The sequence below is a fragment of the Streptomyces sp. NBC_01433 genome, from assembly GCF_026340105.1.
Classification (GTDB): domain Bacteria; phylum Actinomycetota; class Actinomycetes; order Streptomycetales; family Streptomycetaceae; genus Streptomyces.
This window is the reverse complement of the sequence record NZ_JAPEPM010000001.1, coordinates 2,877,423-2,903,280: the sequence shown is the minus strand read 5'-3', so window position 1 is coordinate 2,903,280 and position 25,858 is coordinate 2,877,423. Positions and strand designations below refer to the sequence as shown.

At 70.2% G+C, this 25,858-nt stretch carries 26 protein-coding genes and 3 pseudogenes; 27 read left to right on the top strand and 2 right to left on the bottom strand.

From position 1 onward, the window contains the following. Positions 1-21: 21 nt before the first annotated feature. From OG413_RS13135 to OG413_RS13065, 15 genes and pseudogenes are all read left to right on the top strand, one after another. Entirely contained in the window at positions 22-1,521 is a 1,500-nt protein-coding gene (locus tag OG413_RS13135; protein WP_266805314.1) for an ATP-binding protein, read from the top strand. Positions 1,522-1,554: 33 nt separating this feature from the next. Further along, complete coding sequence (locus tag OG413_RS13130) at positions 1,555-2,025, top strand: hypothetical protein (protein WP_266805313.1); 471 nt, start codon at positions 1,555-1,557, stop codon at positions 2,023-2,025. Between the two features lie 91 nt (positions 2,026-2,116). After that, positions 2,117-2,749 (top strand): hypothetical protein, encoded by a 633-nt coding sequence (locus tag OG413_RS13125; RefSeq protein ID WP_266810108.1) that lies wholly within the window; start codon positions 2,117-2,119, stop codon positions 2,747-2,749. Positions 2,750-3,562: 813 nt separating this feature from the next. Beyond that, positions 3,563-4,333, top strand: a complete 771-nt coding sequence (locus tag OG413_RS13120; RefSeq protein ID WP_266805311.1) for a hypothetical protein — start codon at positions 3,563-3,565, stop codon at positions 4,331-4,333. Positions 4,334-4,438: 105 nt separating this feature from the next. Further along, positions 4,439-4,660 (top strand): hypothetical protein, encoded by a 222-nt coding sequence (locus OG413_RS13115; protein WP_266810106.1) that lies wholly within the window; start codon positions 4,439-4,441, stop codon positions 4,658-4,660. 193 nt (positions 4,661-4,853) lie between these two features. Continuing rightward, the gene (locus OG413_RS13110; RefSeq protein WP_266810105.1) at positions 4,854-5,996 is read left to right on the top strand and encodes an AAA family ATPase; all 1,143 of its coding nucleotides are present in this window, start codon (positions 4,854-4,856) and stop codon (positions 5,994-5,996) included. Continuing rightward, entirely contained in the window at positions 5,993-7,792 is a 1,800-nt protein-coding gene (locus OG413_RS13105) for a hypothetical protein (RefSeq protein WP_266805309.1), read from the top strand. The genes OG413_RS13110 and OG413_RS13105 overlap by 4 nt, the downstream gene beginning before the upstream one ends. 208 nt (positions 7,793-8,000) lie before the next feature. Beyond that, entirely contained in the window at positions 8,001-8,492 is a 492-nt protein-coding gene (locus tag OG413_RS13100) for a hypothetical protein (RefSeq protein ID WP_266805307.1), read from the top strand. Between the two features lie 59 nt (positions 8,493-8,551). Continuing rightward, positions 8,552-9,061, top strand: coding sequence for a hypothetical protein (locus OG413_RS13095; RefSeq protein WP_266805305.1), 510 nt, complete (start codon positions 8,552-8,554; stop codon positions 9,059-9,061). A 115-nt stretch (positions 9,062-9,176) separates the two neighbouring features. Next, positions 9,177-10,454 carry a hypothetical protein gene (locus OG413_RS13090; RefSeq protein ID WP_266805304.1) on the top strand — a complete coding sequence of 426 codons (1,278 nt, stop codon included), beginning with the start codon at positions 9,177-9,179 and terminating at the stop codon, positions 10,452-10,454. 5 nt (positions 10,455-10,459) lie between these two features. Further along, positions 10,460-11,719 carry an MFS transporter gene (locus tag OG413_RS13085; RefSeq protein ID WP_266805303.1) on the top strand — a complete coding sequence of 420 codons (1,260 nt, stop codon included), beginning with the start codon at positions 10,460-10,462 and terminating at the stop codon, positions 11,717-11,719. A gap of 70 nt (positions 11,720-11,789) precedes the next feature. Beyond that, a complete protein-coding gene (locus OG413_RS13080) occupies positions 11,790-13,022 on the top strand; it encodes an acetyl-CoA carboxylase biotin carboxylase subunit family protein (protein ID WP_266805301.1) in 1,233 nt (410 codons plus the stop codon). A gap of 128 nt (positions 13,023-13,150) precedes the next feature. Next, on the top strand, positions 13,151-13,816 hold the full coding sequence (locus OG413_RS13075) for a hypothetical protein (protein ID WP_266805300.1): 666 nt from the start codon (positions 13,151-13,153) through the stop codon (positions 13,814-13,816). Positions 13,817-13,924: 108 nt separating this feature from the next. After that, positions 13,925-15,713: pseudogene (locus OG413_RS13070) on the top strand (type IV secretory system conjugative DNA transfer family protein). Between the two features lie 223 nt (positions 15,714-15,936). Next, complete coding sequence (locus OG413_RS13065) at positions 15,937-17,106, top strand: DnaB-like helicase N-terminal domain-containing protein (RefSeq protein ID WP_266805298.1); 1,170 nt, start codon at positions 15,937-15,939, stop codon at positions 17,104-17,106. A gap of 93 nt (positions 17,107-17,199) precedes the next feature. On the opposite strand, the gene OG413_RS13060 is transcribed toward OG413_RS13065, so the two are convergent. After that, positions 17,200-17,475 carry a hypothetical protein gene (locus OG413_RS13060; protein WP_266805297.1) on the bottom strand — a complete coding sequence of 92 codons (276 nt, stop codon included), beginning with the start codon at positions 17,473-17,475 and terminating at the stop codon, positions 17,200-17,202. 16 nt (positions 17,476-17,491) lie between these two features. Between OG413_RS13060 and OG413_RS46925 the strand changes: the two are divergent. The 11 genes and pseudogenes from OG413_RS46925 to OG413_RS13005 all read left to right on the top strand — a co-directional run. Continuing rightward, a pseudogene (locus tag OG413_RS46925) lies at positions 17,492-17,917 on the top strand (hypothetical protein); the annotation flags it as partial. A gap of 115 nt (positions 17,918-18,032) precedes the next feature. After that, positions 18,033-18,293, top strand: a pseudogene (locus tag OG413_RS13050) (DNA cytosine methyltransferase); the annotation flags it as partial. Positions 18,294-18,587: 294 nt separating this feature from the next. Next, complete coding sequence (locus tag OG413_RS13045) at positions 18,588-18,932, top strand: hypothetical protein (protein ID WP_266805296.1); 345 nt, start codon at positions 18,588-18,590, stop codon at positions 18,930-18,932. Positions 18,933-19,025: 93 nt separating this feature from the next. Next, positions 19,026-19,625: a DUF4913 domain-containing protein gene (locus OG413_RS13040; protein ID WP_266805294.1), complete on the top strand. Its 600-nt coding sequence runs from the start codon at positions 19,026-19,028 to the stop codon at positions 19,623-19,625. Further along, the gene (locus OG413_RS13035; RefSeq protein ID WP_266805293.1) at positions 19,622-20,389 is read left to right on the top strand and encodes a glycosyl hydrolase; all 768 of its coding nucleotides are present in this window, start codon (positions 19,622-19,624) and stop codon (positions 20,387-20,389) included. Before OG413_RS13040 ends, OG413_RS13035 begins: the two co-directional genes overlap by 4 nt. Next, positions 20,386-20,862 carry a hypothetical protein gene (locus OG413_RS13030; protein WP_266805292.1) on the top strand — a complete coding sequence of 159 codons (477 nt, stop codon included), beginning with the start codon at positions 20,386-20,388 and terminating at the stop codon, positions 20,860-20,862. Before OG413_RS13035 ends, OG413_RS13030 begins: the two co-directional genes overlap by 4 nt. After that, on the top strand, positions 20,859-21,527 hold the full coding sequence (locus tag OG413_RS13025; RefSeq protein WP_266805290.1) for a hypothetical protein: 669 nt from the start codon (positions 20,859-20,861) through the stop codon (positions 21,525-21,527). Before OG413_RS13030 ends, OG413_RS13025 begins: the two co-directional genes overlap by 4 nt. Then, entirely contained in the window at positions 21,524-22,351 is an 828-nt protein-coding gene (locus OG413_RS13020) for a large ATP-binding protein (protein ID WP_266805289.1), read from the top strand. Before OG413_RS13025 ends, OG413_RS13020 begins: the two co-directional genes overlap by 4 nt. Before the next feature lie 23 nt (positions 22,352-22,374). Then, positions 22,375-22,917 (top strand): hypothetical protein, encoded by a 543-nt coding sequence (locus OG413_RS13015; protein WP_266805288.1) that lies wholly within the window; start codon positions 22,375-22,377, stop codon positions 22,915-22,917. Between the two features lie 56 nt (positions 22,918-22,973). Beyond that, complete coding sequence (locus OG413_RS13010; RefSeq protein ID WP_266805287.1) at positions 22,974-23,819, top strand: helix-turn-helix domain-containing protein; 846 nt, start codon at positions 22,974-22,976, stop codon at positions 23,817-23,819. A gap of 713 nt (positions 23,820-24,532) precedes the next feature. Further along, positions 24,533-25,021, top strand: a complete 489-nt coding sequence (locus tag OG413_RS13005; RefSeq protein WP_266805285.1) for a hypothetical protein — start codon at positions 24,533-24,535, stop codon at positions 25,019-25,021. A gap of 3 nt (positions 25,022-25,024) precedes the next feature. On the opposite strand, the gene OG413_RS13000 is transcribed toward OG413_RS13005, so the two are convergent. Continuing rightward, complete coding sequence (locus OG413_RS13000; protein ID WP_266805283.1) at positions 25,025-25,291, bottom strand: hypothetical protein; 267 nt, start codon at positions 25,289-25,291, stop codon at positions 25,025-25,027. Positions 25,292-25,510: 219 nt separating this feature from the next. On the opposite strand from OG413_RS13000, the gene OG413_RS12995 reads away from it, so the two are divergent. Beyond that, positions 25,511-25,858, top strand: coding sequence for a DUF317 domain-containing protein (locus OG413_RS12995; protein ID WP_266805281.1), 348 nt, complete (start codon positions 25,511-25,513; stop codon positions 25,856-25,858).

The following is a 25,858-nucleotide window of genomic DNA, read 5'->3' as shown; positions in this document are numbered from 1 at the left end:
CTTCCGTCTGGAGAAACGTTCATGCCCCGCACCCGCGCCAGCGCCTCCCACCTGTTCGTCCCCCGCAAGGCATCACGCGCCGAGCAGCGTGCCGCCCGCGAAGGCTTCGCCGAGGCCCGCCGCCAGGCCCGCCGCGCCGGAGCCCCGCCGAAGCACCGCGCCGAGGACGACCCGGAACTGCGGCCGATCTACCCGCCCTCCGGACGCCCCGGTCCCTCCTCGGCTCGGGGCGGCAAGCTCAGCCTCCCCGCCCACCGCATGACCACCGCAACTGTCAGCGGCGCCTATCCGTTTCTCGCCGAGGGCGGCCTGGGCGCCGAGGGGATCTTCATCGGACGTGACGTACACGCGGAGGCGGCGTTCTGCTACGACCCGTTCTCGCTGTACAGCAGCGGGCGGATCGAGGGCTTCACCAATCCGAACGCCGTCCTGGCCGGGATCATCGGCATGGGCAAGTCCGCGCTGGCCAAGTCGATAGCCACCCGGGCGATTGCCCACGGCTACCGCATCTACGTGCCCTGCGATCCCAAGGGAGAGTGGACGGCCGTCGCCCAGGCCCTCGGCGGCTACAGCATCGCGCTCGGGCCGGGGCTTCCGGGTCGGCTGAACCCTTTGGATGCTCCGGCCCGGCCCGCTTCGGTGAGCGAGGGCGACTGGTCGACCGAGGTCCGCAAGCGCCGCCTCCTTCTCCTGGCGGCCCTGGCGCGCACCGTGCTGAAGCGCGATCTCCTGCCGATGGAACACACCGCCCTGGACCTCGCTCTCGACCTGGTGGTCGCCGAGGCCGACGCCGGGGGCACGGTGCCGCTGCTCGGCGAGATCGCGCACGCCCTCGGCTCGCCCGAGCGCCTCGACCGGGCCCTCGGCGACCAGGCCGGACATATGGGACCGGCCGCACAGGACCTCGCGCACGCCCTTCGCCGACTGGTCCACGGCGATCTGAGCGGCATGTTCGACGCCCCCTCGACGGTGGCCTTCGACCCGACCACGCCGATGCTGTCCATCGACCTTTCCCGCCTCGGCGGCTCCGGCGACGACACCGCCTTGGTGCTGGCAATGACCTGCGCGTCGGCGTGGATGGAGTCCGCGCTCGCCGACCCGGACGGAGGCAGGCGCTGGGTGATCTACGACGAGGCGTGGCGGGTGATGCGGCACGTCGGCCTGCTGGAGCGCATGCAGTCGCAGTGGAAGCTCTCTCGCGGGCTTGGCATCGCGAACCTGATGGTCATCCACCGCCTCAGCGACTTGCTCAGCGCAGGCGATGCCGGCTCGCGCGGCCGGGTGCTGGCCGAGGGCCTGCTGGCCGACTGCTCCACTCGCATCATCTACCGGCAGGAACCCGACCAGCTCGCTGCTGCCGCTTCGCTGCTCGGCCTGACCGGCGTCGAGACCCAGGCGGTGTCCGCCCTGACCAAGGGCCGGGGCCTGTGGAAGGTCGCGAGCCGGAGCTTCATCACCCAGCACATCCTGCACCCCGCCGAGCGAGAGCTGTTCGACACCGACGCCCGAATGTCGGCCTAGCTCAACCGGCCTATAGGTAAAGGGAGTTGAGCAATGTCGTCAACCGTACCGCGACCAGACCTCCGAGGCTACGGGGGAGGCGCCGCCTCGGGCCTGAGCCCGCGCACCGCGGCATCGGCCAGCAACTGGATCGACCGCCTTGCCGCCGCCCATCCCGAGGAGTTCGCCGGGCTGTTCCACGAGGCACTCACGGACGACCTTGGCGCGGTGGCCCGGCTGCACCAGCTCCTCGAAACCGCTTCGGAGTGGTGCCGCACACACGAAGCCCGTGACAGCGCCTCCGAGTTGGACGCCCTGGCGGAACGCCTGACCGATCTTGGCGAGGAGCTGCACCTCGTGGGGGAGGGCCTGGACGACGAGATCCACTCCCGCTCCCGACGACCGGCAGCGGCGGCTCGCGTCTCCCCGGCCGTGGCACTCAGCGGGCTTCCCGGCGATCGGCAAATCCCGGCCCCTGCCCCCATCCCGCCCTCCGCCGTCCGCGCACTGCCGCGCTCGCGATGAGCAAAGGCACAAGCACACGAAGCAAGAAGGATCTACCGTGCCCGAAATATCCGCACCCCATGAAGACCAGCCATCCTCGACCTCCGATCACCTGGCGTGGCGCCAGCACATCCCGGCCCTGGCTGCTGCCGCCGCCGGCATCCGCCAGGCGTCCGACGACTGGGATGCGGTCTCGGATTCCTTCTGCGACCGCGACGGCTGGCCCATCGATGACGGCTACGACGACGGCAAGGTGAAACGTGACGCCGAAGCGTGGAAACACGTCGAGGTCTTCCTCGCTCACGGCCCCGAGGTACTGGCTGGTGTGCGGGCCGCCGCCGTCGGTGCCGACTACGTCGAGGGGCCGATCAGCGAGGACCTCCGGCGGCTGCGCGGCATCGACACCAACCTGGAACGAGCAGGCCAGATCCGGCACGAGTGGGATGACGTGTTGGCGCTCATGGACGCCTCGCAACCCGGTTCGCGAGAGCTGTACGTGAGCCGCGCGGAGGAGATCCGCAACGCCGACGGCTGGCACTACGCGGACGAATTGTCATACCAAGGTCCGGCGCTCGCGCGGGCTGGCGACTACTTGGTCCGGCGGGCGGACACCGACCAGTCTCCGCAGACCGAACGCACTCAGGTAGCCCTCACGCGGTCCTCACCGGGCAACCGCAGCACTCCTGCTGCTTCGCCTCCTGCACCGCCCGCTCCGAATCCGCCTCCCGCGCATCGTTCTCGCTGACGCCGCTAACACAGAGTTCCGGCGACGCCAAACCGGCCAATCTCCGGATCCTCGTGGAACACCAATACTTCTGCCGTCCCACGGTCTGCGGCTCGCGCCGTCGGCTGCTGGGGCGCCGGGCCAAGGAGAGGTCCATGCAATCCGACCAGCCTTTGGTCTCCCTCGAAAGCGAGAGCACTCGCATCACCGCGCGCGCCAGCGATCCTCCTCTGCGTTTCACAGCGGCATCCGTGGAACGGGAGCACGGGTACGGGCACGTCACCGTTCCCCTTCGGCAGCGCGGCCTGGAGTGCACCGTCGAGTACGGCCTCAGCGACTACATCGTCCACGTCGGGCTGCCTGACGGTAGTTCGCTGATCATCTCGCCACCCCAGGAGCCGTCCACCGAGCATCCACCCGGGCATCCGGAGAGCTGGTTGGTGACCCGTGGGCATCCTGACGACTCCGCAATCCACGAAGTGATCTACGACTCGGAGCCGGACGGCCCCCACGCACGACACGGCGGCAACGTTCCAAGTCTGCTCGCCGCGATCGACTCGCGCCTTGATCAGCTCGGCGTGACTCCGCGGGCGGGCGCTGCCTCACCACGAGCGAGTGCCGCTCGCGCACTCTCGCCAACAGCCCAGCGCACGACGCCGACACCACAGCCAGCCGCGTCGGCCATACGCCCGGCGCTGCCACCCGTTCGTCGCTCCTCGTCTGTACCCGGTCGCTGACCGCTTCCCGCCTCGGAGTCCGCCATGGCCCACCCCACCAGAACCATCCCGACCCTCGACCGCGCCGGCCCCCGAGCTTCCACCGGATGGATCTGCTATGCCCACCCACTACGACTCGCTCCCCGACATCGCAGTCGGCCGCCACCCCGACTACGGCATCGTCGCCGCGAACCCAAAGCAACTCGCCGCAAGCACATGGATGTTGAAGGGCTTCGACTTTCACCCCGTCCCGGACCAGCCGACGCTGTACGCACTGGCCGACCAGCAGCGTGACGGACAGGGTCGCGCCACCCGGGCCGTCGCACTGCTACGTAAGTCCGGCTACCAAGTTGACGTGGATGCCGCGTTCGACCCCTCGCTGGCCTCCGGTGCGGCTCCGGCCCGTGAGCGCCCTCTACGCATAGATCCCGACGTCGCCTTCGCCGAGCATCCGCGTCTAGGCATCGTCGCGGCCACCAACGACCACTCCTCTGCGCTCGGCGGCCGACTCATCCTGGAGGAACACGGCTGGCGGCTGAACCCGGACCTGGACATCTACACGCTGCCGATCACCTCCGACCGCAGCGAAGCCCTGGAAAAGGTCGCCAGCGCCGCGATGACGATGCACCGATCCGACCTCCAGGTCGCGGTGCAGCCACGTCTCGCCCAGGACGTAACAGCCCGCCGCCCTCCTGCACCCGCGCCACCCGCACGCCACGAGCACAGCCAGGGCTTGGCCACCCACAAGTTCCCCATCAGCGCTGCCGCGCTCGCCGCCAGCCCAGCCCGCGCCGGCCTCCCGGGCAAGGCGCCGGTTCCCGCTCCCGCCGCGTCCGCTCCGGCGGCCCGGCCGGTAGACCCGCGCATCGCCTTCTCCCGCAATCGCTGACCCCTAAAAGCTCCGGGCCCTCCTCGCCTTCGCCCAACACCCCACCGCTTTCCCGCCAACACCGATAGGAGTTCCGCCGTGCCCGACGCACCAGCAGAGCCGTTCGTGCCGATCCGGCACTCCATCACCGGGGAGATCACCACCACCGGCTACAACGCCGCCGCCCGGCGAATCCTGCTCCAGGACGGCTTCGAAGAGACGCCCGGCTGCGCCTGCCGAGCGACGGAACCCGGTACGGAGCGGACGCACGGGCCTGCTCGCCAGCCGACGAGCTGCTCGTCGCCGGCCATCCCCTGCCGCTGGACCGCGCCCTCGGTCGGCCGGTGAGCGCCGACGGTACGCCTCGGTTGGCCCGGTCGCCGATGTCGGCACAGTCCGTGATCCGCTCCGAGACCGACCAGCCCCTCCAGCCCATGCCAACCCCGCCCGCCGCCCTACCTGTTGAAGGAGCCTCGTTGTGACCACACCCGGACCGCCTACCAGTCCAGCGCGCACCAAGGGCGGCGAACTACGGGCCAAGGTGGCCCGTCTGCTGGCCGACCGGCCGGCAGATGCGCTCACCATCGGGGGCATGGCCCGGCAGCTGGGCCACTCCCACGGCGCCGTCCGCAACGCGGCCCTGACCCTGGTGCGGCGCGGCGAGGCAGACCAAGGCGGCAGCGGACAGCCGGAGTTCCGCGCGAACGCGAAGACTGCCGCAGCCGCGCAGACCGCTGTGATCAGCCCACCGGGCACCCACGCTCCCCGCGCTCAGGCGGCCATGGCCCGCACGACCATTACCGCAGCGGCCACGCCGAAGCAGACCGGCCCGATCCGCCGCGCGGGGGGCCAGCTCTACCACCCCCGGGAGCTGGCCGATCTGCCCGATGTCGAGGCGTTGAACCGTCTGCGCGACGCCGACGTGCCGGTGCTGCTCTACGGCCCTCCGGGCACCGGCAAGACGTCGCTGGTGGAGGCGGCGTTCCCGGACCTGCTCACCGTCGCCGGTGACGGCGACACCACGGTCGGCGACTTGATCGGCGAGTACACGCAGGCTGACAGCGGGGGTTACGTCTTCCAGTACGGTCCGCTGGTCACCGCGATGACCGAGGGCCGTGCCCTGCTGATCGACGATGCCACCTTGATCTCGCCGAAGGTGTTGGCGGCGCTGTATCCCGCGATGGACGGGCGCAGGCAGATCCAGGTCAAGGCCCACAAGGGCGAGACCATCAAGGCCGAGCCGGGCTTCTATGTGGTGGCGGGCCACAATCCCGGCGTCCACGGGGCTGTTTTGACGGAGGCGCTGTCGTCCCGGTTCAGCGTGCAGATTCAGATCGGCACGGACTATGACCTCGCCCTGGCCTTGAGGATCGATGCCCGGGTGGTCCGGGTCGCTCGACACCTCGCCCGCCAGGTCGAACTCGGCGAGCTGGGCTGGGCCCCCCAACTGCGGGAGCTGCTCAGCTACCAGAAGACCGAGGCCGTCCTCGGCACCAATGCCGCGCTCGCGAACCTGGTCGGCATCGCTCCTGTGGAGGATCGCGACGCCGTCGCCGACGCCGTCATCAAGACTGTCGGCGTCAAGAAGATCGCACCCCTCACCCTCGGCAAGCAGCTCCCCGCCTCGGCCGTCCGGCAGCCCCCGGGCAGCACCGGCTCCGCACAGCAGGGCCGCTCGCGATGAGCGCCCACCACCACGTCCAGTCCCCCGCCGTCACGCCGGACGTCGACGCCGACCTCGCGCGATGGGACGACGACGGCGCCCCGCCCGCGCAGCCCCGTTCCTCCCCGGCCGCATGGCTGCGCGTGGGTGCCGAACTCGGCGACCGGCTGGTCGCCCTCTCCGGCCGCCAGGACCTCCTCGTCACCTGCCGTCCCGGCACGCGCAGCGGCGCACCGGCCGCGTTCTTCCCCACTTTGGGCGAGGTCGAGTTCGACGCCGCCCTGTTCTCCCCGCTGAAGGCCCACGAGATCCATCCGCGGATCGTGGGCGACGAGGAGCGGTATCCCGCCGCCTGGGGAGTGTTCGTCCACGAGGCCGCGCACGCGGCCCACTCCGTCTGGACGGCGCCTACCGGAGCCAACCCCCGTGTCGTCGAGGCCGCGCTCCTGCTGGAGGAGAGCCGTGTCGAAGGCGCACATCTGATCACGCGGCCCACGGACCGCACGTACCTGCGTACCAGTGCTCGCACCCTGGTCATGCCCGACATCGCCCACCCCACCCTTCAGGGCATCGAGCACGCCGCCGGAGTGGCGGCCCTGGTCCTCGGCCGCCGTGACGTCGGCATCCTGGACGCCGGCGAGACCCGGGCCGTCGCCGATCTGTGCGAAAAGGTGCTGGGCGCAGACCTGTTGGCCACCCTCACCCGCCTCTGGACCGCAGCCCATCAGTGCGCCGACCACGATGCCACGACCATGCTCGGGCACGCTCAAGAATGGTGCGACGCTCTGGACGCCGCTGCCCCCGGCCTGCCCGTGCCCGAGAACCTCACCGATCTGCTGTCCGGCGCCGTGGGGGTCGTCATGGACAGCACGGCCGCCACTGACGCCGCCGACCTCGAGGCACAGGCCGCAGCGACCAACGCCGTGGCCGCGAAGTCCAAGGCGCAGACTCAGGACCGCGCCCAGCGGGCCGGCCAGCGACGTCAAGCCGCCGCCACCGCCAAGTCGGTCTTCAACACCCGTGGCACCACCGTCAACCCCGACGGCACACCGGCGCCCTACGGCAACCCGGTCACCGGCACCCGCAGGCCCACCGCCGCCGAGCAGAGTGCCGCCGCGCGCCTGAGCCGTGCCCTGCGTGCCGCCGCCTACCGCGAGCGGACCGAGGAGCGGACCACCAGCCCCACCCCACCCGGCCGCCTCAACATGCGCGCGGCCCTCGCCCGCGACGCCCAGCGCGCGGCCGGGTCGGTCCCCACCGCGGAACCGTTCACACACACCCGCCGCCGCAACTCCCCCACCCCGCCGCTGCGTGTGGGTATCGCCGTCGATGTCTCCGGCTCCATGCGCGCCGCCTGCGCACCAGTCGCGTCCGCTGCTTGGATCGTGGCACGCGCAGCAGCCCTGACCGACCCCGACTCCCTCACCGCCACCATCGCCTACGACCAGCACCTGACCGCGTTGACCCGACCCACCCACCGAGCACCAGAGCGCGTGACGACGTTCGATGCCAACGGCGGCCACCACAACCTCGGCGACGCCATCGACGCACTCGACCACGGCCTCGAACTCAGCCGCCCCGGCGCCGGCCGCCTCCTCGTGATCGTCACCGACGCCCATTACGGCAGCGACGAAACCGCTGCGGCCGTCACCCGCGTCAAGCAGCTCACGACCGCCGGCTGCGCCGTACTCCAGCTCACCGTCACCGCGGAGTCCCGCCACTTGCCGGGGACCACCTTGCTGCACCTGACCCAGCCCTCCAGCGCTCCCGCCGCCATCGCCACGGCGGCCACAAACGCCATTCGCAGGACGCGCTGAGACGACGCAGAAGGCGGAAGCGTCCCCGAGACCACCGCCAAGCAGTCCAGACCACCTCCGTCCGCCGCATGAATCGTGCATCTGATGCACGACCCTCCGCAGCGACGCAGGCCACCACCCCAACCGCCAACGAAAGGCACTCGATATGAAGCCCCAGACCAGCAGCCCGACCTCGAACGTAACGCCCATCAAACGGAATTCCCCGGGGGTGGCGACCATCTGGCAGATCACCCACTCCTGCGGCCACTCGGCCGAGCGCGACCTGTCCGACCGCGCAGCCGACCGTCGCGCGGGCTTCGCCGAGTGGCTCGCCAAACAGGAGTGCACCGACTGCTGGCGGGCCGCCAAGGAGGGCGACGAGCAGGACAAGGCCGCTTGGCTGGAGGCCAAACGGGCCGAAGAGCAGGCCGAATCCGAAGCCTGGTCTCAGCAGTACCGGATGCCTCCTCTGGAGGGGACCGAGCGAGCGGTCGCCTGGGGTGTGCGCTGTCGCCACCAGGTCCTGGCGGCTGCCTACACCGCCCTGGTCCTCGAAGGCGAGACCAGCGAGACGGAGTGGGAGGAGATCGAGGCAGCCGCTCGCGCCATCACCCGTGCCGGGTGGTGGATCGACCAGCGCTCCTCCGAGCCCGACGACCTCACGGAACTGCTCCAGGCAGCCACCGAAGCCGACCGGCCGACCGAGAACCCCCACTTCTGACCGCACGGTGCCCCGCCTCGGCGGGGCACCGGCTCCTATTTCAAGGACCTTGATACCCCATGCCCGAGTACCCCCTGCGCTGCGATGTCCGGCGCACCGAGAGCACCACGGACCTCCTCGGCCACCTCCACCGCAGCGAGCCAGGTTTTGCCCCCTACCTCCTCACCGCCTGGTCCTCGGAACTGACCGCCCAGGAGACCGTCGTCCTCCCGCACCTGGCACTGCTGCTCGACGAACCCGTCGCGCTGCGGAAACCGCGGACCGGGCACACCGCGTCCCAGCGACTCACCTGGCACTGCGCCATTCGCAACACCACCGACGTGGAACTCAACGACGGCGACTGGTTCGAGCTGACGCGCGAGGTTCTCGACGCCACCGGCATAGAGCCGGACGCCGATCCGGCGGCCTGCCGGTGGGTGGCCATGCGTAACCAGGCCAGCGGGCTCGACATCGTCGCGACCGTCATACGCCAGGACGGCCGCTGGGCCCGGTTGCACAACGACGCCTACTTCGCCCGCGCCGCCTGCGCGAATTTCACCTACGACCACGACCTCGACACCCCGGGATGAGCGGTGGCTTCTACCGGCAATCTCCGGCCGCGCCAAATCGCGAATCCTGCGGATCCTCTCCCTGACAGCCCGGAGACCGGGCTCCTGTTCGCCACTCCCCTTCGAGGTAGCCGCCGTGATCGCCCACCTGCAGCGCGCCAGCAACACCGCTGGCCTGCTCTCGTACCTTTACGGGCCCGGCGAGCGCGGTAGTCACACCAGTCCCCGGCTGATCGCGGGCGACGGCCACGGAGCCCCGATCGACCTGCTCGCCGAAACCGGCTCGCCGCCCTACTTGGCCAGCGCCCTCGACGCTCCCCTGGAACGTCTCGGGGTCCGCGCACCCGAACAGCCGGTATGGATCTGCTCGGTCCGCTCCGACCCTGGCCGACCGGACCTCACCGACTCCCAATGGGCCACGGTCGCCCGCCGCCTCGTGGCCGCTACCGGTGTCGCTCCAGAAGGCGATCCGGATGCCTGCCGGTGGATCGCTATGCGCAACCAGCCTCGGCAGGTGCACGTCGTGGCCACCCTCGCTCGTGAGGACGGCAGCCTCCACAACGGCTACCGAGATGCCTTCCGCCTCCAAACGGAGTGCCGCCGAATCGCCGCCGAGCTGGGTCACCTGCCCACCACGCCAGAACCGATATCCCGAGCCCCGGAGACCAACGTGCCCGCCCCCTCCATCACCATCACCGCCGAGCCCAGCGGCAGCGTCTCGGCGAAGGGCGCCAGCGACGACCTTTCCGCCACGCTCCTCAAGCACGCCGGCTTCCAGCAGATCGAGGACTGGTACGGCCGACGCCATCGCCTGCCCACCACGACCCCGGCCGTCGACCGCGCGGCCATCGCCACCCACGCGGCCGAGATGCTTCGTGCCGCCCGCTACGGAGTCGACCTCGACCCCTCCCTCGACTCCGGCCGCGCGGCCACCCCGGCAAACCCGCTCGGGCCCTACATCGCCGGAGCGGAACTCCTCCGGCTCACCGACCAGATCAGGTCTGCCGAGAACGGTGACGACCTTCGACGGGCAGTCGACCACCTCCTCCACCCCGAACACGGCGCGCTGGAGCGTGTGCGGGAGGCGCTGGAGGCGGCAAGCGAGCAGATCACGGACCTCGACGACGAGGCGTATCAACTCGCCGACCGGTTTGGGTTCGCTGCTGAGTTCGTCAGCTCGGCGCAGTCGGAACTCCACGACTCGGAGGTCGAGTTGCTCGGCGTCGGCCGCACACAGGAGTCGCAGGCCGAGGCACGGAAGCCGTTTCCGAGGCTCCCGGGCCCCCGAGCCGCCGCTCTCGCCACTTCGCCCGCAGCGGCTAAGGCCAAGGTCTCCTCGGCCTTCGGTGGTGGGGCATCAGATACCAGCGCGGCTGTGCGCCCCTCACAGGCCCCCGGCCCTCGGGCGCGGTGACCCAGATGATCTCAACCGCTCCCGTCGCCGGGCTGCAACGCACCTATCTCATGCGGGTCACCGACGCTCTGGCCAGCGCAACGGCCACCTACGCCGTCCCGCTCTTGGTCCTGGTCACCACCGGCTCCACCGCCTTGACCGGCCTTGCGTTCCTCCTCGAATGGGCACCTCGGCTGGCGGCCTTCTCCTTCGCCGGATCGATGGTCGACCGGTGGGGTGCCGGCCGTGTCTTCCGGATGTCCAACCTGGTGCGTACTGCCGTGGTCGCCCTGGCCGGTGCCGTGCTGTTTGTCCTGCCCGGCACCGGGACGATGACAACGAGTGTTGTCCTGACTTTCGGTGCTGTCTCCGGGCTGCTCGCGGAGGTCTCCTTCGTCGCGATGGAGACGCTCGGTGCTGAAGCCAGCCGCCGGTTGGGCAACGAGGCCCATCGGGTACAGGCCGCGCAGACCGGGATCGACCAGTGCGCGATGCTCGTCGGTCCGCTCTTGGGCGGCCTACTGCTTCTCGCCGGCCCGACGTTGCTCCTGACCGCGGTCGCCCTGTTGGCTCTGACCGCTGCCGCGACTGCATCCAGCGCTGGAGGCGTCCCGGGGCACAGCTCAGCGCCCAGCAGTCTCTTGACCGGGTGGGCAACCCTGCGCCGCACCCCAGCCCTCCCGTGGTTGGTCGGCGGCCTGGCCGCCTCCAACTTGGCCACGGGCGTACTGCAGGCCGCCGCCCCGATCACCGTCATCCACCACTTCCACTACTCCACCGTCGCCGTCGGCTCGGTCTGGAGCGCGGCAGCAGTTGCCTCGTTGATTGCCGTGTGGACCAGTCGCCGTGCGATCGACCGCTTCGGTATCTGGCCGGTCGGCGCGGTGACGGCTGCCATTTCAACGGCGGCGTGTCTGGCGACCGCCCTCGCGCCGAGCTTCGCCACGTACACCGTGGCGGTGGCGGCGGTCATGGCTGGCGAAGGCGCGATGACCGTCGTCCTGCGAACCCTGCGGTCCCGTCTCATCCCGGCGCAGGCGTTCGGCTCCACCCTGGCGGTGACGATCATCCTGGTACTGCTTCCGCTTCCGCTGGCCGGAGTCCTGATCGCGCTCGTGCCCCCTGCTGACATTCCGCACCTGCTCCTGGCGTGCGCCGCTCTCCAGGGCCTGGCGCTGACCGCGTGCTTCGCCGGTCTGCGACGGCACCGCGCCGCCTGCGACCTCTCCGAGCCGCAGGTTCCTGCACTCCACAAGGAGCCCGCCCCAGCGCCGGATGCCGTGTGAACGGTCGCTGAGCGCCCCAGTGCACCTTGTCCTTCCTCCTCTTCCCACCACCACCTCACGGAGGCTCTCCATGTCCCGAACCACTCGCCCGCTGCTGATCGTCGTCGGCGGCACGGATCCCGTCTATCGCGGCTACTGCGTCGAGCAGGTCGCCGCCGCGTACCCGATCGCGCTGATCGACACCAAGCCGCCTTCCTGGCAGCAGCACCTGGTGGTCGACCACGAGGTCGCCGACACCCACGACCCGGAGGCCGTGGTCGCAGCCGGCCTGGCCCTGGCAGCTCGTCACTCCATCGCCGGAGTCGTCACCTGGGACGAGTACACGCTGGTGCCCACCGCTGAACTCGCCGCCCGTCTCAACGTGCCCGGGAACAGCACTGCGGCGATGACTGCCTGCCGGGACAAGGCGACCAGCCGCCGCCTGTTCGACGAGCACAACGTGCCTTCGGCCACATCCACCCGCGTCGACAACCTGACCGCGGCGGAAACAGCCGCCCTCCGCACCGGTTTCCCGGTCGTCCTCAAGCCTTCCTCCCATGCCGCCAGCATCGGCGTGGTCCGCGTCGATACGCCCGAGGAACTGCCCTCCGCCTGGGAGTTCGCTGCCGCCGGAGCCGGTGAGCAAGGCCCGGAAGGCAGCGGTGTGCTGGTCGAGGAGTACCTGGCCGGTCCGGAGATATCGGTGGAGTGCGTCACTCAGCATGGTGTCACCACCGCGCTAGCCGTGACCCGCAAGGAGGTCGCCTTCCCTCCGTACTTCGAAGAGGTCGGCCACACCGTGAGTGCCGGCGACCCGCTCCTGCCCGAGGTCGCCCCCGTCGCCGTCCAGGCAGTGCGGGCGCTGGGCGTGACAGCTGGCGTCCAACACGTTGAGATGCGCCTCACCGCGTCCGGTCCACGGATCATCGAGGTCAACTCCCGTATCGGCGGCGACCTAATCGGGCAGCTCGTCCGCCTCGCCACCGGCCTCGATCTGCCCCGTATCGCGGCCGATATCGCCTGCGGACAGATTCCCGACCTGACGCCCACGGCGCACAGCACTGCTGCGATAAAGATCGTCTATCCCCCGGCCACCGGCACCCTCTCCGCACGCGACCTGGCGATCCACCCTGGTCCGGAGTCCCCGTGGCTGCATCAGGTGACATGGCTCCGCGACGTCGGAGAGCGGGTCGTACTGCCGCCGGCGGGCAACCTCGACACCAGCCGGGTCGGCTTCCTCATCGTCACCGCAGACAGCGCCGAAGCGGCCCAGGGCTCTCTCTCGTCTCTCGCCGACGCCCTGACTCTGTCGGTGGCCCCGTGAACCTTCCCACTGCCCTCGGACGCCACAGATCCGAAACGCAGACCTGTGACCGTCCATCCGGGTGGGGAGCACGTCGGTCTCGTGCCCCCACCCAGCCCGGAAGTCCAGTACATGATCGAGGAGCAACCGTGCCCGAGTTCTACCCGAGCATCGGCGAGGCCATCGGTGCCGCGATGCAGCACAACATCCGGCTCGCCCACGGCAGCGAGACGTCGGGCTCCGACAAGCCGCTGCAGGTCCGCCACCTGCCCCATCCTCCCTCCGACCCGTACTCCGTTCCCGGGATGATCGCCCGGCTCACCGAGACCGCAGAGCCCAACGAGGTCGCCGGAATCGTCGAGGAGATCAACGGTGCGCTGGTCGGCGCTCTCCCGCAGCTGACCGAACTCGTCGCCGCCGCCGCCGACTGGACCCGCGTCCGCCTGACGTTCGACGACCCGAACCACAACCCCGCCTTCGAGACCTGGACGCGGCTGGCCGCCGCCCACGGCATGCTCCTGGACGTCCAAGAGCAATTGGAGGTCGCCGAGGACGGGATCGCCGCGTGCCCTGCCGAACGCACCGACCCCAGGCACCACGAGATGGTCAATGTCCTGCGAACCAGGGAGCTGCTCAGCGATGTCCTCGGTGCTGGTCCGGTACCGCCGACCCCCGATGGCACTGCGGAAACGAATCGGCAGCGCGCTGCCCGTACCTCCTCACCGAAGGCTGCCACCCAGCGCACGACGTCACCGGTCGGCTCCGCAGACGCTGCGCCGAGCACTCCGCCGCCCCGAGCCCCTCGCACTCGATAGCCCCGGCCGTCGACTCCCTTCCTGAACAGGAGCCTCCTCGATGATCAGCAGAAGAGCGCCGCGTGCCCCGCCCTCATCAGTCGCCTGCGCTTACTTCCAGGACTCACCATGCCCGCACCGCGTACCAGCGCGCCCTCGACCACCACCGGGTCGGACGCGCTCCTCTACCTCCTCTTCGGCATACTCGGCATCGCGCTAGCCTTCGGTTCGCTGGCCTGGCTGAGCGGTTCCCTCACCAACTCCTTCTTGGGAGCGGGCACTTGGCCTCCGTTCAGGGCCACTGACGCACTGCTTCATCCCGAGGTGCTGTGGCCGCACCTGAGCCCCACCGCCCTGCTGGTCGGCGCGCGGATCATCCCCGGCCTGCTGTCGGCCTGCCTCACCGTCCTCGGCCTGGTGCTGTGGATGCGCCTGCGCGGCGGCACGAAGACCGGCCTTGCCCGGAAAGCCGACCTTGCCCCGCTGCTGGACAAGGAGATCACCGCCAAGGCCAGGAGCCTGCGGCCGTCCTTGAGCGGCCGGGAGTGTAAAAGAGGTCGCCCCTGCCGACCGCGGAATCCTTCTCGGCGCCCTTTCCCCGGGCCGGGCCCCTGTCCGCGCGTCCTGGGAGGACGTGATCGTCGCGATCATGGCTCCGCGCTCTGGAAAGACATCCGGGCTCGCGATCCCCGCGATTCTCGCGGCACCCGGCCCGGTCCTGCTCACCAGTAACAAAGCCGCGAACGACGCCTTCACCGCGACGGTGGACGCTCGGGCCGAGGTCGGTGCGATCTGGACGCTCGACCCGCAGCAGATCGCCCACCACCCGCGCGAGATGTGGTGGGACATCCTGGCCGACGCTCGCGACCTGGCCGGGGCGAAGCGTTTGGCCGGGCACTTCGTCGCCGCCAGCGTGGACGATTCGAATGGCTCCGACTTCTGGTCCACCGCCGCGAGCAACACGCTCGGCGCGCTGTTCCTCGCTGCCGCCAGCCACCGCCGCCCGATCACCGACGTCCTTGCCTGGCTCGCCTCCCCCGCCGACCGGACCCCGGTCGACCTGCTCACCGATGCCGGCCACGACGCGGTCGCGGCCCAGCTCCAGGGGACCGTCTCCGGTGCGACGGAAACGCGCGACGGAATCTTCGAGACGGCGCGGCAGTACGCGAGCTGCCTGCTCGATGCGGACGTCGCAGCGTGGGTAACCCCCGCCAAGGGTCTCCCTGAGTTCAAGCCCTTCGCGTTCGCCACGTCCCGCGACACCTTGTACCTGTTGAGCAAGGACGGCGGCGGCAGCGCGAGCGCGATCATCGCCGCAGCGGCTGACGCCGTGATGCGCGCGGCCGTGGTCGTCGCCGAGCGCTCAGGCGGACGGCTGGACCCGCCCGCGCTATGCGTCCTCGACGAGGCCGCGAACGTGTGCAAGATCTCGGATCTCCCGGACTTGTACAGCCACTTGGGCAGCCGGGGTGTCATCCCGATGACGATCTTGCAGTCCTACCGGCAGGGTCAGCGGTGCTGGGGCGAGGCCGGCATGGACGCGCTCTGGTCTGCGGCCACCGTCAAGATCATCGGAAGTGGCATCGACGACGCGGACTTCGCCGACCGGCTCAGCAGGCAGGTCGGCGACCACGACGTCCAGACCACCTCGGTGTCGACCAGCGACGGCGGCAAATCCACCTCGGTCAGCATGCGCACCGAGCGGATCCTGCCGCCCGACGCGATCCGCGCCCTGCCCAAGGGCAAGGCTCTGCTCCTGGCCACAGGTATCCGGGTTGCCATGCTTGACCTCCGACCCTGGTACAAGGAGCCGTCCGCCAAGGTGGTCGGCCCTGCTTCGGACCGTGCGACGAAGGCGATCACCGAACGGGCCCTCGCGAAGCCCAACGCCCTTGACGACTTCGGGTTGTCGGCATGACCGCGCCCACGCCGCGTCCGGGGCGGCTCGTACGTTCGCCGGTCGTTCTGCGCGACGGACAGTGGTGGTTGGTCAGCGGCGCCGGTTCGATACTCGCCTCCGATCCCACGTTCACCCGCACTCTGGACTGCCTCGCGCAGGCGATGGCCGCTGCGGACCAAGCGGTCGCCGATCTCCGTGCCCGGGAGGGCGAGCCTCCTGCTTCTGACGCAGGGGGCCAGCGATGAACCCGCTGCTGGGCGCGGAGCAGGCGGTGCTCGGTTCCGTGCTCCTCGACCCGGGCCAGCTCTCGCACCTTGACTGGCTCGCGCCGGATCACTTCTACCGGCCGGTCCACCAGGCGCTGTTCGCCGCGTTGCGCAAGCTCCGGGACGACGGTCACCCCGCGTTGGCCGAAGAGTCCGTACCGCTGTCATGGGTGACCGATGCGGTCGCCGAGGCCAGCACCCACGTACGGGGGCTGACCGCGGTGTACGCCCACACCCTGATCTCGGCCTGCCCGCGTCCCGCGCACGCTCCGGTGTACGGCCGCATGGTGCTGGAGGGCGCGATCCATCGCAGCATCACGGAACACGCGATCCGTCTGCACCAGGTGGCCCGTGCCGACGCCCTACAAGGCGAAGTCGAGGGAGCCCTGCATTACGCGGACGTCCTGACCGGCGTGCTCAGCGATCTCGCACAGCGGTGGGGTACCGAACCGCGCCCGGTCGCGCCTGCTACTCCACCGGCCACCGTCCCGGTCACGCCACCTCCGGTTCGGGCCGAGCAGGTCGCCGAGGACGAGCGGTTCCTTCTAGCCGTCCTCGCCGAGCAACCGAAGGCCATGGACGAGGTAGTCGGCTGGCTGCGGCCCGGCGACTTCGCCGACCCCGCCCACGGGCAGCTCTACCGCTGCCTCGGCGCCCTGCACCACCGGGGTGAGCCCATCGATCGGGTCACCTTGCTCTGGGAGGCCCAGCGGCGTGGGCTTCTGGCCGACGGGACGCTGTCCGGCGATCAGCTCGCCGCCATCTGCGATGGCGTGGGTCCAGGCAGCGCTGAATGGCTCGGCGAGTTGGTGATGCGCTCGTCGGTCACCCGCACGGCGGCGACCTCTGCGCGGACCATCCGGGCCTTGGCGGAGAACGAGGCTCTGACCCCCGGGCGGCTCATCAATCACGCGTTGCACGCGCTCGGTCCCCTCGATGAAGTGCGCTCCCGCTGGCAGGCGGTGAACGGCCGCCCCGCACCGACGCCGACGGCCCCGACTCGCTCGGCGACCGGGCCGCCCCCTGCACAGGTGCACGCGGCACTCGCCCGCAGCGCACCGCGCCCAGCCTCGCCATCCTCGGCACGGCCGGGGTCTGCCCCCAGCCTGGCCGCCCTGCGACCGCCATCTCGCGGGCACGGCTGACCCTCCCTCCCCTTACGTCGCTTGTCCCTCCCTTTGGAATTCACCATGAAGAACACCCCGGTCTCCGACGCCCTGGCCCTGCGCGCCACGGCGTCAGCATTCGATGCCCAGCGCGGCAAGCTCCCGGTCCCCGGAGACCCTCACCGCTCGCCGAACAGCGTCGCCGTCGCCCGGCAGATCTCCGAACTCGGCGCGTTGATAACCGGTTTGGGCGACGAGGTCCTCTTCCGCGCCGTCGACCAAGACCAAGAGTCCCGCAGTGCGCGGGTCATCACAGGCTTCGCCGCCGCCGTTGGCCCCGCTGGCGAAGCGGCATCCGCGCTCGGGGCAGTAGCCCATCAGCTTGCGTTCCTGAACCAGACCGAGCACCTTCGCGACCAGCCCGATGCCCGGGACGCGCGGGAGACTGCGGTGCGGGTTACGGAGGACGCGCTCGGTGTGGCGGACGCAGCCCTACGCGAAGCAGCCGATTCCCTTCACGCCGCGTCGGCGACGGTCTCGCCCCCGTTGGTTCGGCTGCAGGCAGCCCGTAGCCGGTCCGCGACCGCGGGACTCGCATCCGCTTCGCCTTCGCCTGCCGGCCCGGGAGCACCAGCTCCTGCGGACCAGATCACTCGGGGCCGGTGACATGCAGACCGCTATCGCGCTCCCTCCGCTGATCGGCTCGCTCTGCTCGGGGTACGGCGGGCTGGACCTCGGTGTCCAGTCCGCGCTCGGCGGCACGCTGGCCTGGCACGCGGAGGTCGATCCGAACGCCTCGCGCATCCTGGCCCGCCACTGGCCCGGTGTCCCGAACCTGGGCGATATCACGACCGTCGGCTGGTCCGCCGTGCCCCGGGTGTGCGTCCTGACGGCGGGCTTCCCCTGTCAAAGACGTCTCGGTCGCCGGCCGTCGGGCCGGACTCAACGCCCAGACCCGCTCCGGGCTGTGGCTGCACGTCGCCCGTGCGGTCGAAGCCCTCCGACCTTGCCTGGTTGTGATCGAGAATGTGCGCGGCCTCCTCACCTCACCCGCCGGTTCCCCTGGCGACGTGGAATTCTGCCCGTGGTGTCTGGGAGACACCCCAGGTCAGCCTCCTCTGCGGGCACTCGGTGCCGTACTCGGATCCCTGGCCGACCTCCGGTACGACGCGAAGTGGCTCGTGCTTCGCGCCTCCGACATCGGAGCCCCGCACCGTCGCGAGCGCACGTTCCTCGTCGCCTGGCCCGCCGAACACCCTGTTCAAGACGCCGACCAGCAACATCGCGAAGAACGGCGGCTCGCAACACCCTTCCAAGAGGAAGAGCGGCGGACACGGCCCGAACCTGGCCGACGAGGTGGAGTGGCTCCTGCCTACTCCGAAGGCGTCGGACGGAATCAAGGGCTCGCCCAACCAGCGCCACGGCAACGGGGACATGACCCTGCCGAGCGCAGCGGCGTCCCTGCTGCCCACACCGCGGGCCAGCGACACGGGCACGCCGGGACGCCGACCGGGCAAGGGATGGCGTCCTCCCCTGTCAGCAGTGGTTCTGCCGCTCTGGACGGAATCGGCTCCGGACACCGCAGGGCCGACCAGCGATGGGGGGCGTACGCAGCCGCCATCGCCCGATGGGAGATGCTCACCCGCCCCGCGCCACCGCCCACCGATGCGGCCGGACGTCTTCGTGCCGACTTCGTGGAGTGGATGCAGGGCCTGGAGCCCGGCTGGGTCACCGCCACCCCGGGGCTCGGACGACCGGCTCAACTCACCGCACTCGGCAACGGCGTCGTGCCTCAACAGGCCACCCGAGCAGTGCAGTTGCTGTCCCCGCCCTTCCCGCGCTGCCCTCGCTGCGCGACGGCGTAACACCCCATTACCGGGTTTTCCCGGCCGGACCAAATCGCGGTTCCTCCGGATCCTCTTCCTCATGTCGCCGTCTCACAGATGGAGCACGCCCCCATGTCCGACACCAGCACGACCGCCCCCGACCCGGAGCCGTTCCGCGTCCCCGACGGGGACCTCGACGACCTCGCCAGCACCCTCGCCAAGACGATGGCCGAGGTCAGGCAGCACGGCGTCATCCTCGACCGCCTGGGCTCCGAGCCTGCTCCCGCTTCCGCCGAGCTTCCGCCGCCTGACGGCGTTCCGGCCGCCCTGGCCGCCTCCACGCAGGTGGATGGCCCCACTTCGGTGTTCATCCTCGCCCTGGGCGGTGAGGCGTACGCGATCGAGATCGCCGCGCTCAGCGACTGGGTGAACTACCTATTCCTCCCGGTGTACGGCCGGGAGATCAGCACCAGCCGCCCGTGGTGCGAGCAGTGGCACGAACACCCCGAGGCTGTCGCCCGTCTCCACGCCCTCTGGCTCGCGTGGCAGCAGCTCACCGACGCCGAGGCCGGCCTGTCCGGTCCTTCGACGTGGCACCGCGACCACCTGGACCAGACGCTGGCCCATCTGCGCGCTCCCGATGGCCCCTTCGCCGCGTGCACGACGAGCGCGACCCGGCCCAACCATCGCGTGCTGGCCACCCCCGCACCGCAGTTGGGGCTGGCGGCATGAGCAACGAACTCGACTTCCGCCTGGAGGACTTCGAGCCCGCTGACGCGGATTCGGAGTACGCGGAGCATCGGTTCTGGGGCAGCGACTTCAGCGTCATGGCCGAGCATCACACCACGCCCAACGGCTCCCACAGTTTTGTCGTCGCCCACGACAGCTCGGTCACCTGGGGTGTACCGGGGGAACCCCAGATCGCTGCCATCAAGGTCGCACGGGATCTCAGCCTGAACACCTTCACCTTCGAGTCGACGTATCACTCCTCGGTGTCCTTCGCTCAGAACTGGCTGATCGGGCAAGGCTGCCCGCCCGAGCAGATCTCCCAGATCAGCGACGGCTTCACACAACCAGCCGATGACCTGTCGACCCGTATCGAGCAGCAGATCCGCTCCTCGGGAAGCCGGTACGAGGTGTTGGAGAGCGACACCACTGACTACGGCCCGGCCGAGAACTGGACGATGGTCCAGGACTCTGCCGCAACCCAGGCCCCGATCCGGGTCTTCCTGGAAGAGGCGGGCCTCGAAGCAGGCACCTACACGGTGCGCGAAGGCGCCTTCGCCGACGAGGAAGCCGCCCAACACTGGCTGGAAACCCGCGACAGCCCACTGCCGCAGCCAGCGGAATACCGTAGCGACGCCGCCGCCCTCCGGACCCGTGCTGCCCTCACCCGGTCGGCCGGTGCCTCCGCGCTACCGAAGGCCGGCCCCGATGCCCAGAGTGCGCCGTCGGTAGCACCGGCACAGCGACCGAGCCCCGGGCGGTCGATGTGAGCCGCGCCCGCTTCGCCTTCGCCGCGCACCCCGACGCCATCGCAGACCTCCGGGAACTTCCCGACGAAATGCGCGACTTGGCTCTGCTGGAGCTGCAGAACCTGGTCCACGGCAGCGACGACTGCCTACCGCTGAAAGGTCGCCTCGCGGGCTTCCACAAGGTCTACGTCGACCCGTCCGTCTCCTACCGGATGGTCATCCAGTTCCGCCCGGCCCCTCCGACCTCACACCACAAGCGCGAGATCTATCTCGTCGCCGCCGGGAGCAGGAAGGACTACGCGGTCTACCGCGCTGCGCACCTGCGCACCGGCCCCCACCAGGGCACCGAGACAGCCTCTGCCTCCGAGGCGCGCGTGCAGGCAGCTCGCTCTCGCTCTCCCCACGCGGTCGACCAGCCGACCGCGGTCCCGGCAACTCCTCCCGCAGCAGTACAACCCGCTGCTGCCGCTTCTCGAAAGGTTCCCCAGCGATGACCGCCGACCGCACCCCCCTGGCCCGTACCGAGCTGGCTGGCCTACTCACCGAGGTTGCGCACAGCGTCTCCGGCATCCTCACCGCTGAGTACCCGACGGCCGCTAGCCGCTCCTACCTGCACCCCGTGCTCGGTGCACTGTCCGGCGGGCCCCAAGTCGTCTGCGAGCTGAGCGACCGGCTCGAAGGCTTCGTGGCCGACGATCCGCTCCCCACCACGCCAGCAGGTCTGTTCACCCTGGCCTCCTACGCCTCGGCGCTGGGATGGCTCACCGAGTCACTCGCCGAGCTGACCTCCTCGGTCGACCGCATCTGCACGCGCGTCGGCATCCCCACGGAGCCACCGGACCCGGCCTTCGCCGCAGCGGCCAGCGTGGAGCAGAACAGCGAGTTCGACTTCGCCTTCAGCGCACTGGAGTTGGCCGCGATCCGTACTGCGGCCGAGGCCGCCGGCCTCGCGCCGGTCGACTACGTCGAGGTGCTCTCCGAGTCCCTGCTCGCAGCTTCCCGGATCACCGACGCTTGCATGGAGATCTCCAGCGGCCTTCTCGAAGACGCCGCGTATGTCCTCGGTGAGGCGACCGACCACGTCTGGATCGGCGACGGTCCCGAGAGCCTGCCCACTCTGGTCCGCTCCCTGCTCGCCCGGATGGAGGCGACGGAGTGAACGCGCAGAACGTCACTGCGCGGCCCGGCGCGGACCTCGTTGCCGAGCTGCTCGGCGTCGAGGACTTCTGGATGCTGAACATCGCGTATCGACCAGGAGAGCCGCTGTACGGTGCCGCGACGCGCGTCATCGGGGCTGCACACGAACTCAACGAACTGCACGGTCGAGTTGCCCGTGCGGCTCAGGCTGCCGTTGAGGTTCTCGGACCCGTCAGCCGAGGCGAGTCCAACGGTTCGGCGCGCTCGTACGTACCACTGCGGTCTGCGGTCCAGCAGATCGGACAGCTCGTCTCGCGGCAGAACGAGGCTTACGAGCAGCTCAACGAGTCCATCTTCGCGTACCGCCAACTTCTGTCCGAGTCGAACAGTTCCCAGGTCACGCAGGTCAAGACCCATGAGCTGGACAACGATCACGGTGCCGGCCGGGACGATGACTGGACCGTCTCGGGCGACCTCCGCCTCCGGGCCCTCGAAGCCGTCGACGCCGTCGAACTGCGAGTCCGCCAGAGCGCGATCTACGGCTACACCTACCTCTCTGACGGAACGGGCCAGCGCCCCAACCCGGAGGTCTGGCCCGAAACCGTCCAGCGGCTGGTCGCCGACGGGCTACTGGCCCAGGACACCAGCGAGGGGCTGTACCGGCCTGGACAGCTCCTCTCACTGACACCACAGGGCGAGACGGCGCTTCGTGACCTCCGTACGGCCGCGCCACGCGTGTCCGCCGCTCTCAGCCGCAGCGACGCTGCAGCGATCTCCGGCTCCGACGCCGGCCCATCCCCAGCACCTGCGACAAGCCCGACCGCCAAGCCGCTCCGTTCCCGCTGATATCCATCGAAAGGACTCCCCTCATGTCCGCCGCGATCTACACCCGCCGCCTGGTCGAGCACCGGTACGGCCGCCCGCTGGAGAAACTGCAGCGCGGCAACGCCTCCGCCCGTTCCGACGACCCCGTCCTGCCCATTCTGCTGCGACGGCTCGACGGACTCACTCAGACCGGCGCCGCCGCCCAGTCAGCTCGCCGTCACCTCGAAGCAGCCTGGAGGGGGCACCGCGCCGGTGGACCCGACCGCGACGATCTGGTGCTGCTGTACGCGACCGAAGTCGTCGACCTCGAACGCCAGGAACAGAGCGAGGCGGAAGCGGTCTGGGATCTGCTGGATGTTCGGCTCCTCCTGGACCGCGCTTCCGCTCGGCGGCCGTCAGCTCATCAAGTCGCCCCTGCTCCGGACGATCAGGATTTGCTGGACATCGCCCGCGAGGTCGCTGCCGGCCTGCACCGCCTCAACCGCGAGGCACTGCGGCGGGGCCTGCGTGAGCGCGGCGTCCCCGTCAGCAACCGCCGCCTCGGCGTTGTGCTCCAGAGGCTCCGAACCGAGAGCACCTCCCGCTGAGCGCTCGGTCGCGTCAAGAGTCCGCAACCCCCCTTTGTCTCAATGGAGTTCGTCCCATGCCCGCCACCTCTCCGTCCTCCGCTACCTCGATCGGCTCGGTCGATGCACGGCGTGTCGAGGACGCGTTTTCCCTGATAGCACCGAAGTGGACCACCTGGTCGGCGCAGACCCTGGCGCAGCAGAGCAGCCCCATGCGTGTGCGTGATGTCGCCGCCAGGCTTCCCTTCGTCAGCGAGCAGCTCGTCGGCAAGCGGCTGGCCCAGATGCACGCCGATGGATTGGTCACCCGAGTCGGCGACCGCCACGGGGCTCCGTATCAGCTCAGCGCCTTCGGCGAATCCCTGTCTCGGGTGCACGACACTCTTGCCGACTGGTCCCAGGCCCACCTCTCGCTAGGCGGCCGGGTAGCCGGTGCCGAACGCATCGAGGACGCCGTGCGGCGTCTGCACCTGCGGGATTCGACCGCCGTGATCCAGGCCCTCGACACGGGCGGCCCCATGCGGTTCGTCCACATCGCCGAGGAGGCCGGCCTGGACAACGGCTGGACCCGGCAACGACTCAACCGGCTTCAGGTAGACGGCTTGGTCGCCCGTACCGGGCCCCGCCACGGCGACCCGTACGTCCTGACCGACGCCGGGCGGGCGCTCGGCCCCGTATACACAGCCGTCGAGCACTGGAGTGACCCCGTCGCCACGCGGCATCGCTCGGCACCGCCGCCCCCTGTTGCGGCGGCCACCCGGACCCACACCGGCGTGCCGCTGGCGTCGGACAACATCCGCACTGCAGCGGCCCTGCGCCGGAGCGCCGCCGCGCCGAGCGCCCTGTTCAGCCACGCGCCGCAGCCGCAACCGCGGGTGCCCGCAGTCGTCACCGCCCAGTCGACGCCCTCTCGGGGCCGGTGATCCGGGTGGCGCCGAGAGCCAGTTACGTCTCCGCATCGCCACGGCGCCCGCGTGCAGTCAAGCAGCCCCTTCCGCTGCGCACGCGGGCGTCTGGGCCGACGCTGTTCGGCCGCTGACCGATGCTGGCTGGACTCGTGACAGCGGCGCCGAGCTGGGCACCGTCGAGATCCTCGCGCCGGACGGACAGGCAGGCGTCCTCCTCGACAACCGCCGCTCCCGTCCGGACGACGAAGCCGTAACGCTCTGGGCGGGTCCACCAGGGTGGGGCACTCGCGCGGAGGCGATCTTCTCGGCCCGCACTCCCTCCACCTGATCGCCGCAACGGCAGCGGCCATGGCCGATCCAGCCCCGGCGGTACGTGAGCGGCACATGATCCATCGCGAGGTTGAGCACTTGGTCTCGCTCACCCCCGTCAGCCCGTCCGTCCCCCAGGTTCCTCGGGCTCCCACCCCTCTTGACGTACGCCGTACCGCGCTCACTCAGGCCGTCCAGCGCGCCGCACGTTTTCCTCGGACCGCCGCAGACCTGCGGGTCATGGCCGCGCGCAGTCGTACGGGGGCCTCGGCACAGAACCGGTCGAGCAACCCGGCGCCTGCTGTGGGGTTCAAGTCGCCGGCCACCCCGACGCCCTCACGCCATAGCCGCTGACGGTTTCGGTCCCTCTGCGACAACCCCTCCACCCGAAGCACCATTTCGAATGCCGGGAGTTCACCATGCCTGACGCAACCGCGCTCGATCAGGCCACGGCCATGATCGAGAAAACCTGGGGCCGCCCAATCGAGGCTCTGGAATCCCTCGCGGTCCGCAGCCCCAGCGAAGACCCCCTCTTGCGCTCGGTCATGCACATCCGCTCGTCCTTGGTCGTCACCGACAACGCCGTGGCTGTGCACCAGGACCGTCTGCACGCCCTTTCTCGGCCCGGCCGTGTGCCGGCCTTCTACGACCTGGAACGGATTACCGGCTCAGCAGCGGACCTTCGCGTCGCTCAAGCCGAGAGCCGGACTTCCCTTCAGGCCATCAGCCACGTGATCGAAGCGCGTGAATCCGCCGCGACCGCGGGCCGGGCCCCGGCAGCTCGGCTGGCCCAGGCCGCTGTCGCCCGCTCGGGGCACGCTCCACGCGCCCTGGCCCAGTCACCCGATCAGCCAGCCCCTTCGGCTGCTTCCGGCCCGTCGGTGGCCGCGCTGGGGCCGCACCGCTGATCGTCAGCTGAGGTCCTCGTCGCGGTGGGCGTCCCAGATTCGAGAGCCCACCGCGCGGGCCAGTTCTTCCAACGTCAACGCGACGCGGCGTCCATCCGCGATCCGACCCTCCGCCGTGGCGTCCTCGTCTCGCCGTCCGTCGGGCTGGACACCGACAGCCCACTGGCCGTCAGCGACCATCGCGATGTCGCCCACCGTCCACGGCCGCCCGGCAGCGCGGATCTTGCGTTCCAGCCCGGCCCCGTCCCAGTGTCTGCTCGGCTCCGACATCCCTGCTCCCCCTTCGATCTTGTGCGGTCCGACGCCGCAACCCAGTTACGACAACCGCGTTCACCGATCCATTCCCAGCGCCAGCGTCGCCCGCCCACGGCCGCCAGTTCGCCCACGGCAGACACCGCCCTCCGGGAAAGGACTACGTACTTCGGGACACTGCATGTCAACGTACGGGTGTTGGGAAAAACCGCAGGTCAACGAAGGGATCGTCCAACCATGAACACCTCCCCCGCTCTCCTTCCCGCCGTCGTCCGCCCGGCCGTGGAAGACCGTCCGTGGCTCTCCTCCGACCACTGCGCAGGCCCGGTGCTCGACCTCCTCGACGCCCTCGGCTGGGCGATCGTGGACACCCCGGAAGCCAACGTCCACGCGACGAGCCCGGACGGCCGGGTCTACGTCGGCTGGCTCCCCGAGGACCCCGCCGCCTGGCAGCGCGACATCGTCTGGCAGGTCCGAGTGCAGCCCACCGAAGGCGGCCCGTGGATACAGGAGTTCGGCCTCTACACCCCCTCCGAGGCCGTTGCCGGATTCCTCGCCGCGCTCATCGCCAGCCCCACCAGCTGA

Excerpts from the sequence above, each read along its gene's own strand:
- OG413_RS13040 (WP_266805294.1), top strand. The coding sequence starts at position 19,026 with ATGTCCGACACCAGCACGACCGCCCCCGACCCGGAGCCGTTCCGCGTC.
- OG413_RS13010 (WP_266805287.1), top strand. The coding sequence starts at position 22,974 with ATGCCCGCCACCTCTCCGTCCTCCGCTACCTCGATCGGCTCGGTCGAT.
- OG413_RS13120 (WP_266805311.1), top strand. The coding sequence starts at position 3,563 with ATGCCCACCCACTACGACTCGCTCCCCGACATCGCAGTCGGCCGCCAC.
- OG413_RS13085 (WP_266805303.1), top strand. The coding sequence starts at position 10,460 with ATGATCTCAACCGCTCCCGTCGCCGGGCTGCAACGCACCTATCTCATG.
- OG413_RS13130 (WP_266805313.1), top strand. The coding sequence starts at position 1,555 with ATGTCGTCAACCGTACCGCGACCAGACCTCCGAGGCTACGGGGGAGGC.
- OG413_RS13080 (WP_266805301.1), top strand. The coding sequence starts at position 11,790 with ATGTCCCGAACCACTCGCCCGCTGCTGATCGTCGTCGGCGGCACGGAT.
- OG413_RS12995 (WP_266805281.1), top strand. The coding sequence starts at position 25,511 with ATGAACACCTCCCCCGCTCTCCTTCCCGCCGTCGTCCGCCCGGCCGTG.
- OG413_RS13000 (WP_266805283.1), bottom strand. The coding sequence starts at position 25,291 with ATGTCGGAGCCGAGCAGACACTGGGACGGGGCCGGGCTGGAACGCAAG.
- OG413_RS13095 (WP_266805305.1), top strand. The coding sequence starts at position 8,552 with ATGCCCGAGTACCCCCTGCGCTGCGATGTCCGGCGCACCGAGAGCACC.
- OG413_RS13025 (WP_266805290.1), top strand. The coding sequence starts at position 20,859 with ATGACCGCCGACCGCACCCCCCTGGCCCGTACCGAGCTGGCTGGCCTA.
- OG413_RS13035 (WP_266805293.1), top strand. The coding sequence starts at position 19,622 with ATGAGCAACGAACTCGACTTCCGCCTGGAGGACTTCGAGCCCGCTGAC.
- OG413_RS13045 (WP_266805296.1), top strand. The coding sequence starts at position 18,588 with ATGGCGTCCTCCCCTGTCAGCAGTGGTTCTGCCGCTCTGGACGGAATC.
- OG413_RS13005 (WP_266805285.1), top strand. The coding sequence starts at position 24,533 with ATGCCTGACGCAACCGCGCTCGATCAGGCCACGGCCATGATCGAGAAA.
- OG413_RS13105 (WP_266805309.1), top strand. The coding sequence starts at position 5,993 with ATGAGCGCCCACCACCACGTCCAGTCCCCCGCCGTCACGCCGGACGTC.
- OG413_RS13065 (WP_266805298.1), top strand. The coding sequence starts at position 15,937 with ATGAACCCGCTGCTGGGCGCGGAGCAGGCGGTGCTCGGTTCCGTGCTC.
- OG413_RS13135 (WP_266805314.1), top strand. The coding sequence starts at position 22 with ATGCCCCGCACCCGCGCCAGCGCCTCCCACCTGTTCGTCCCCCGCAAG.
- OG413_RS13015 (WP_266805288.1), top strand. The coding sequence starts at position 22,375 with ATGTCCGCCGCGATCTACACCCGCCGCCTGGTCGAGCACCGGTACGGC.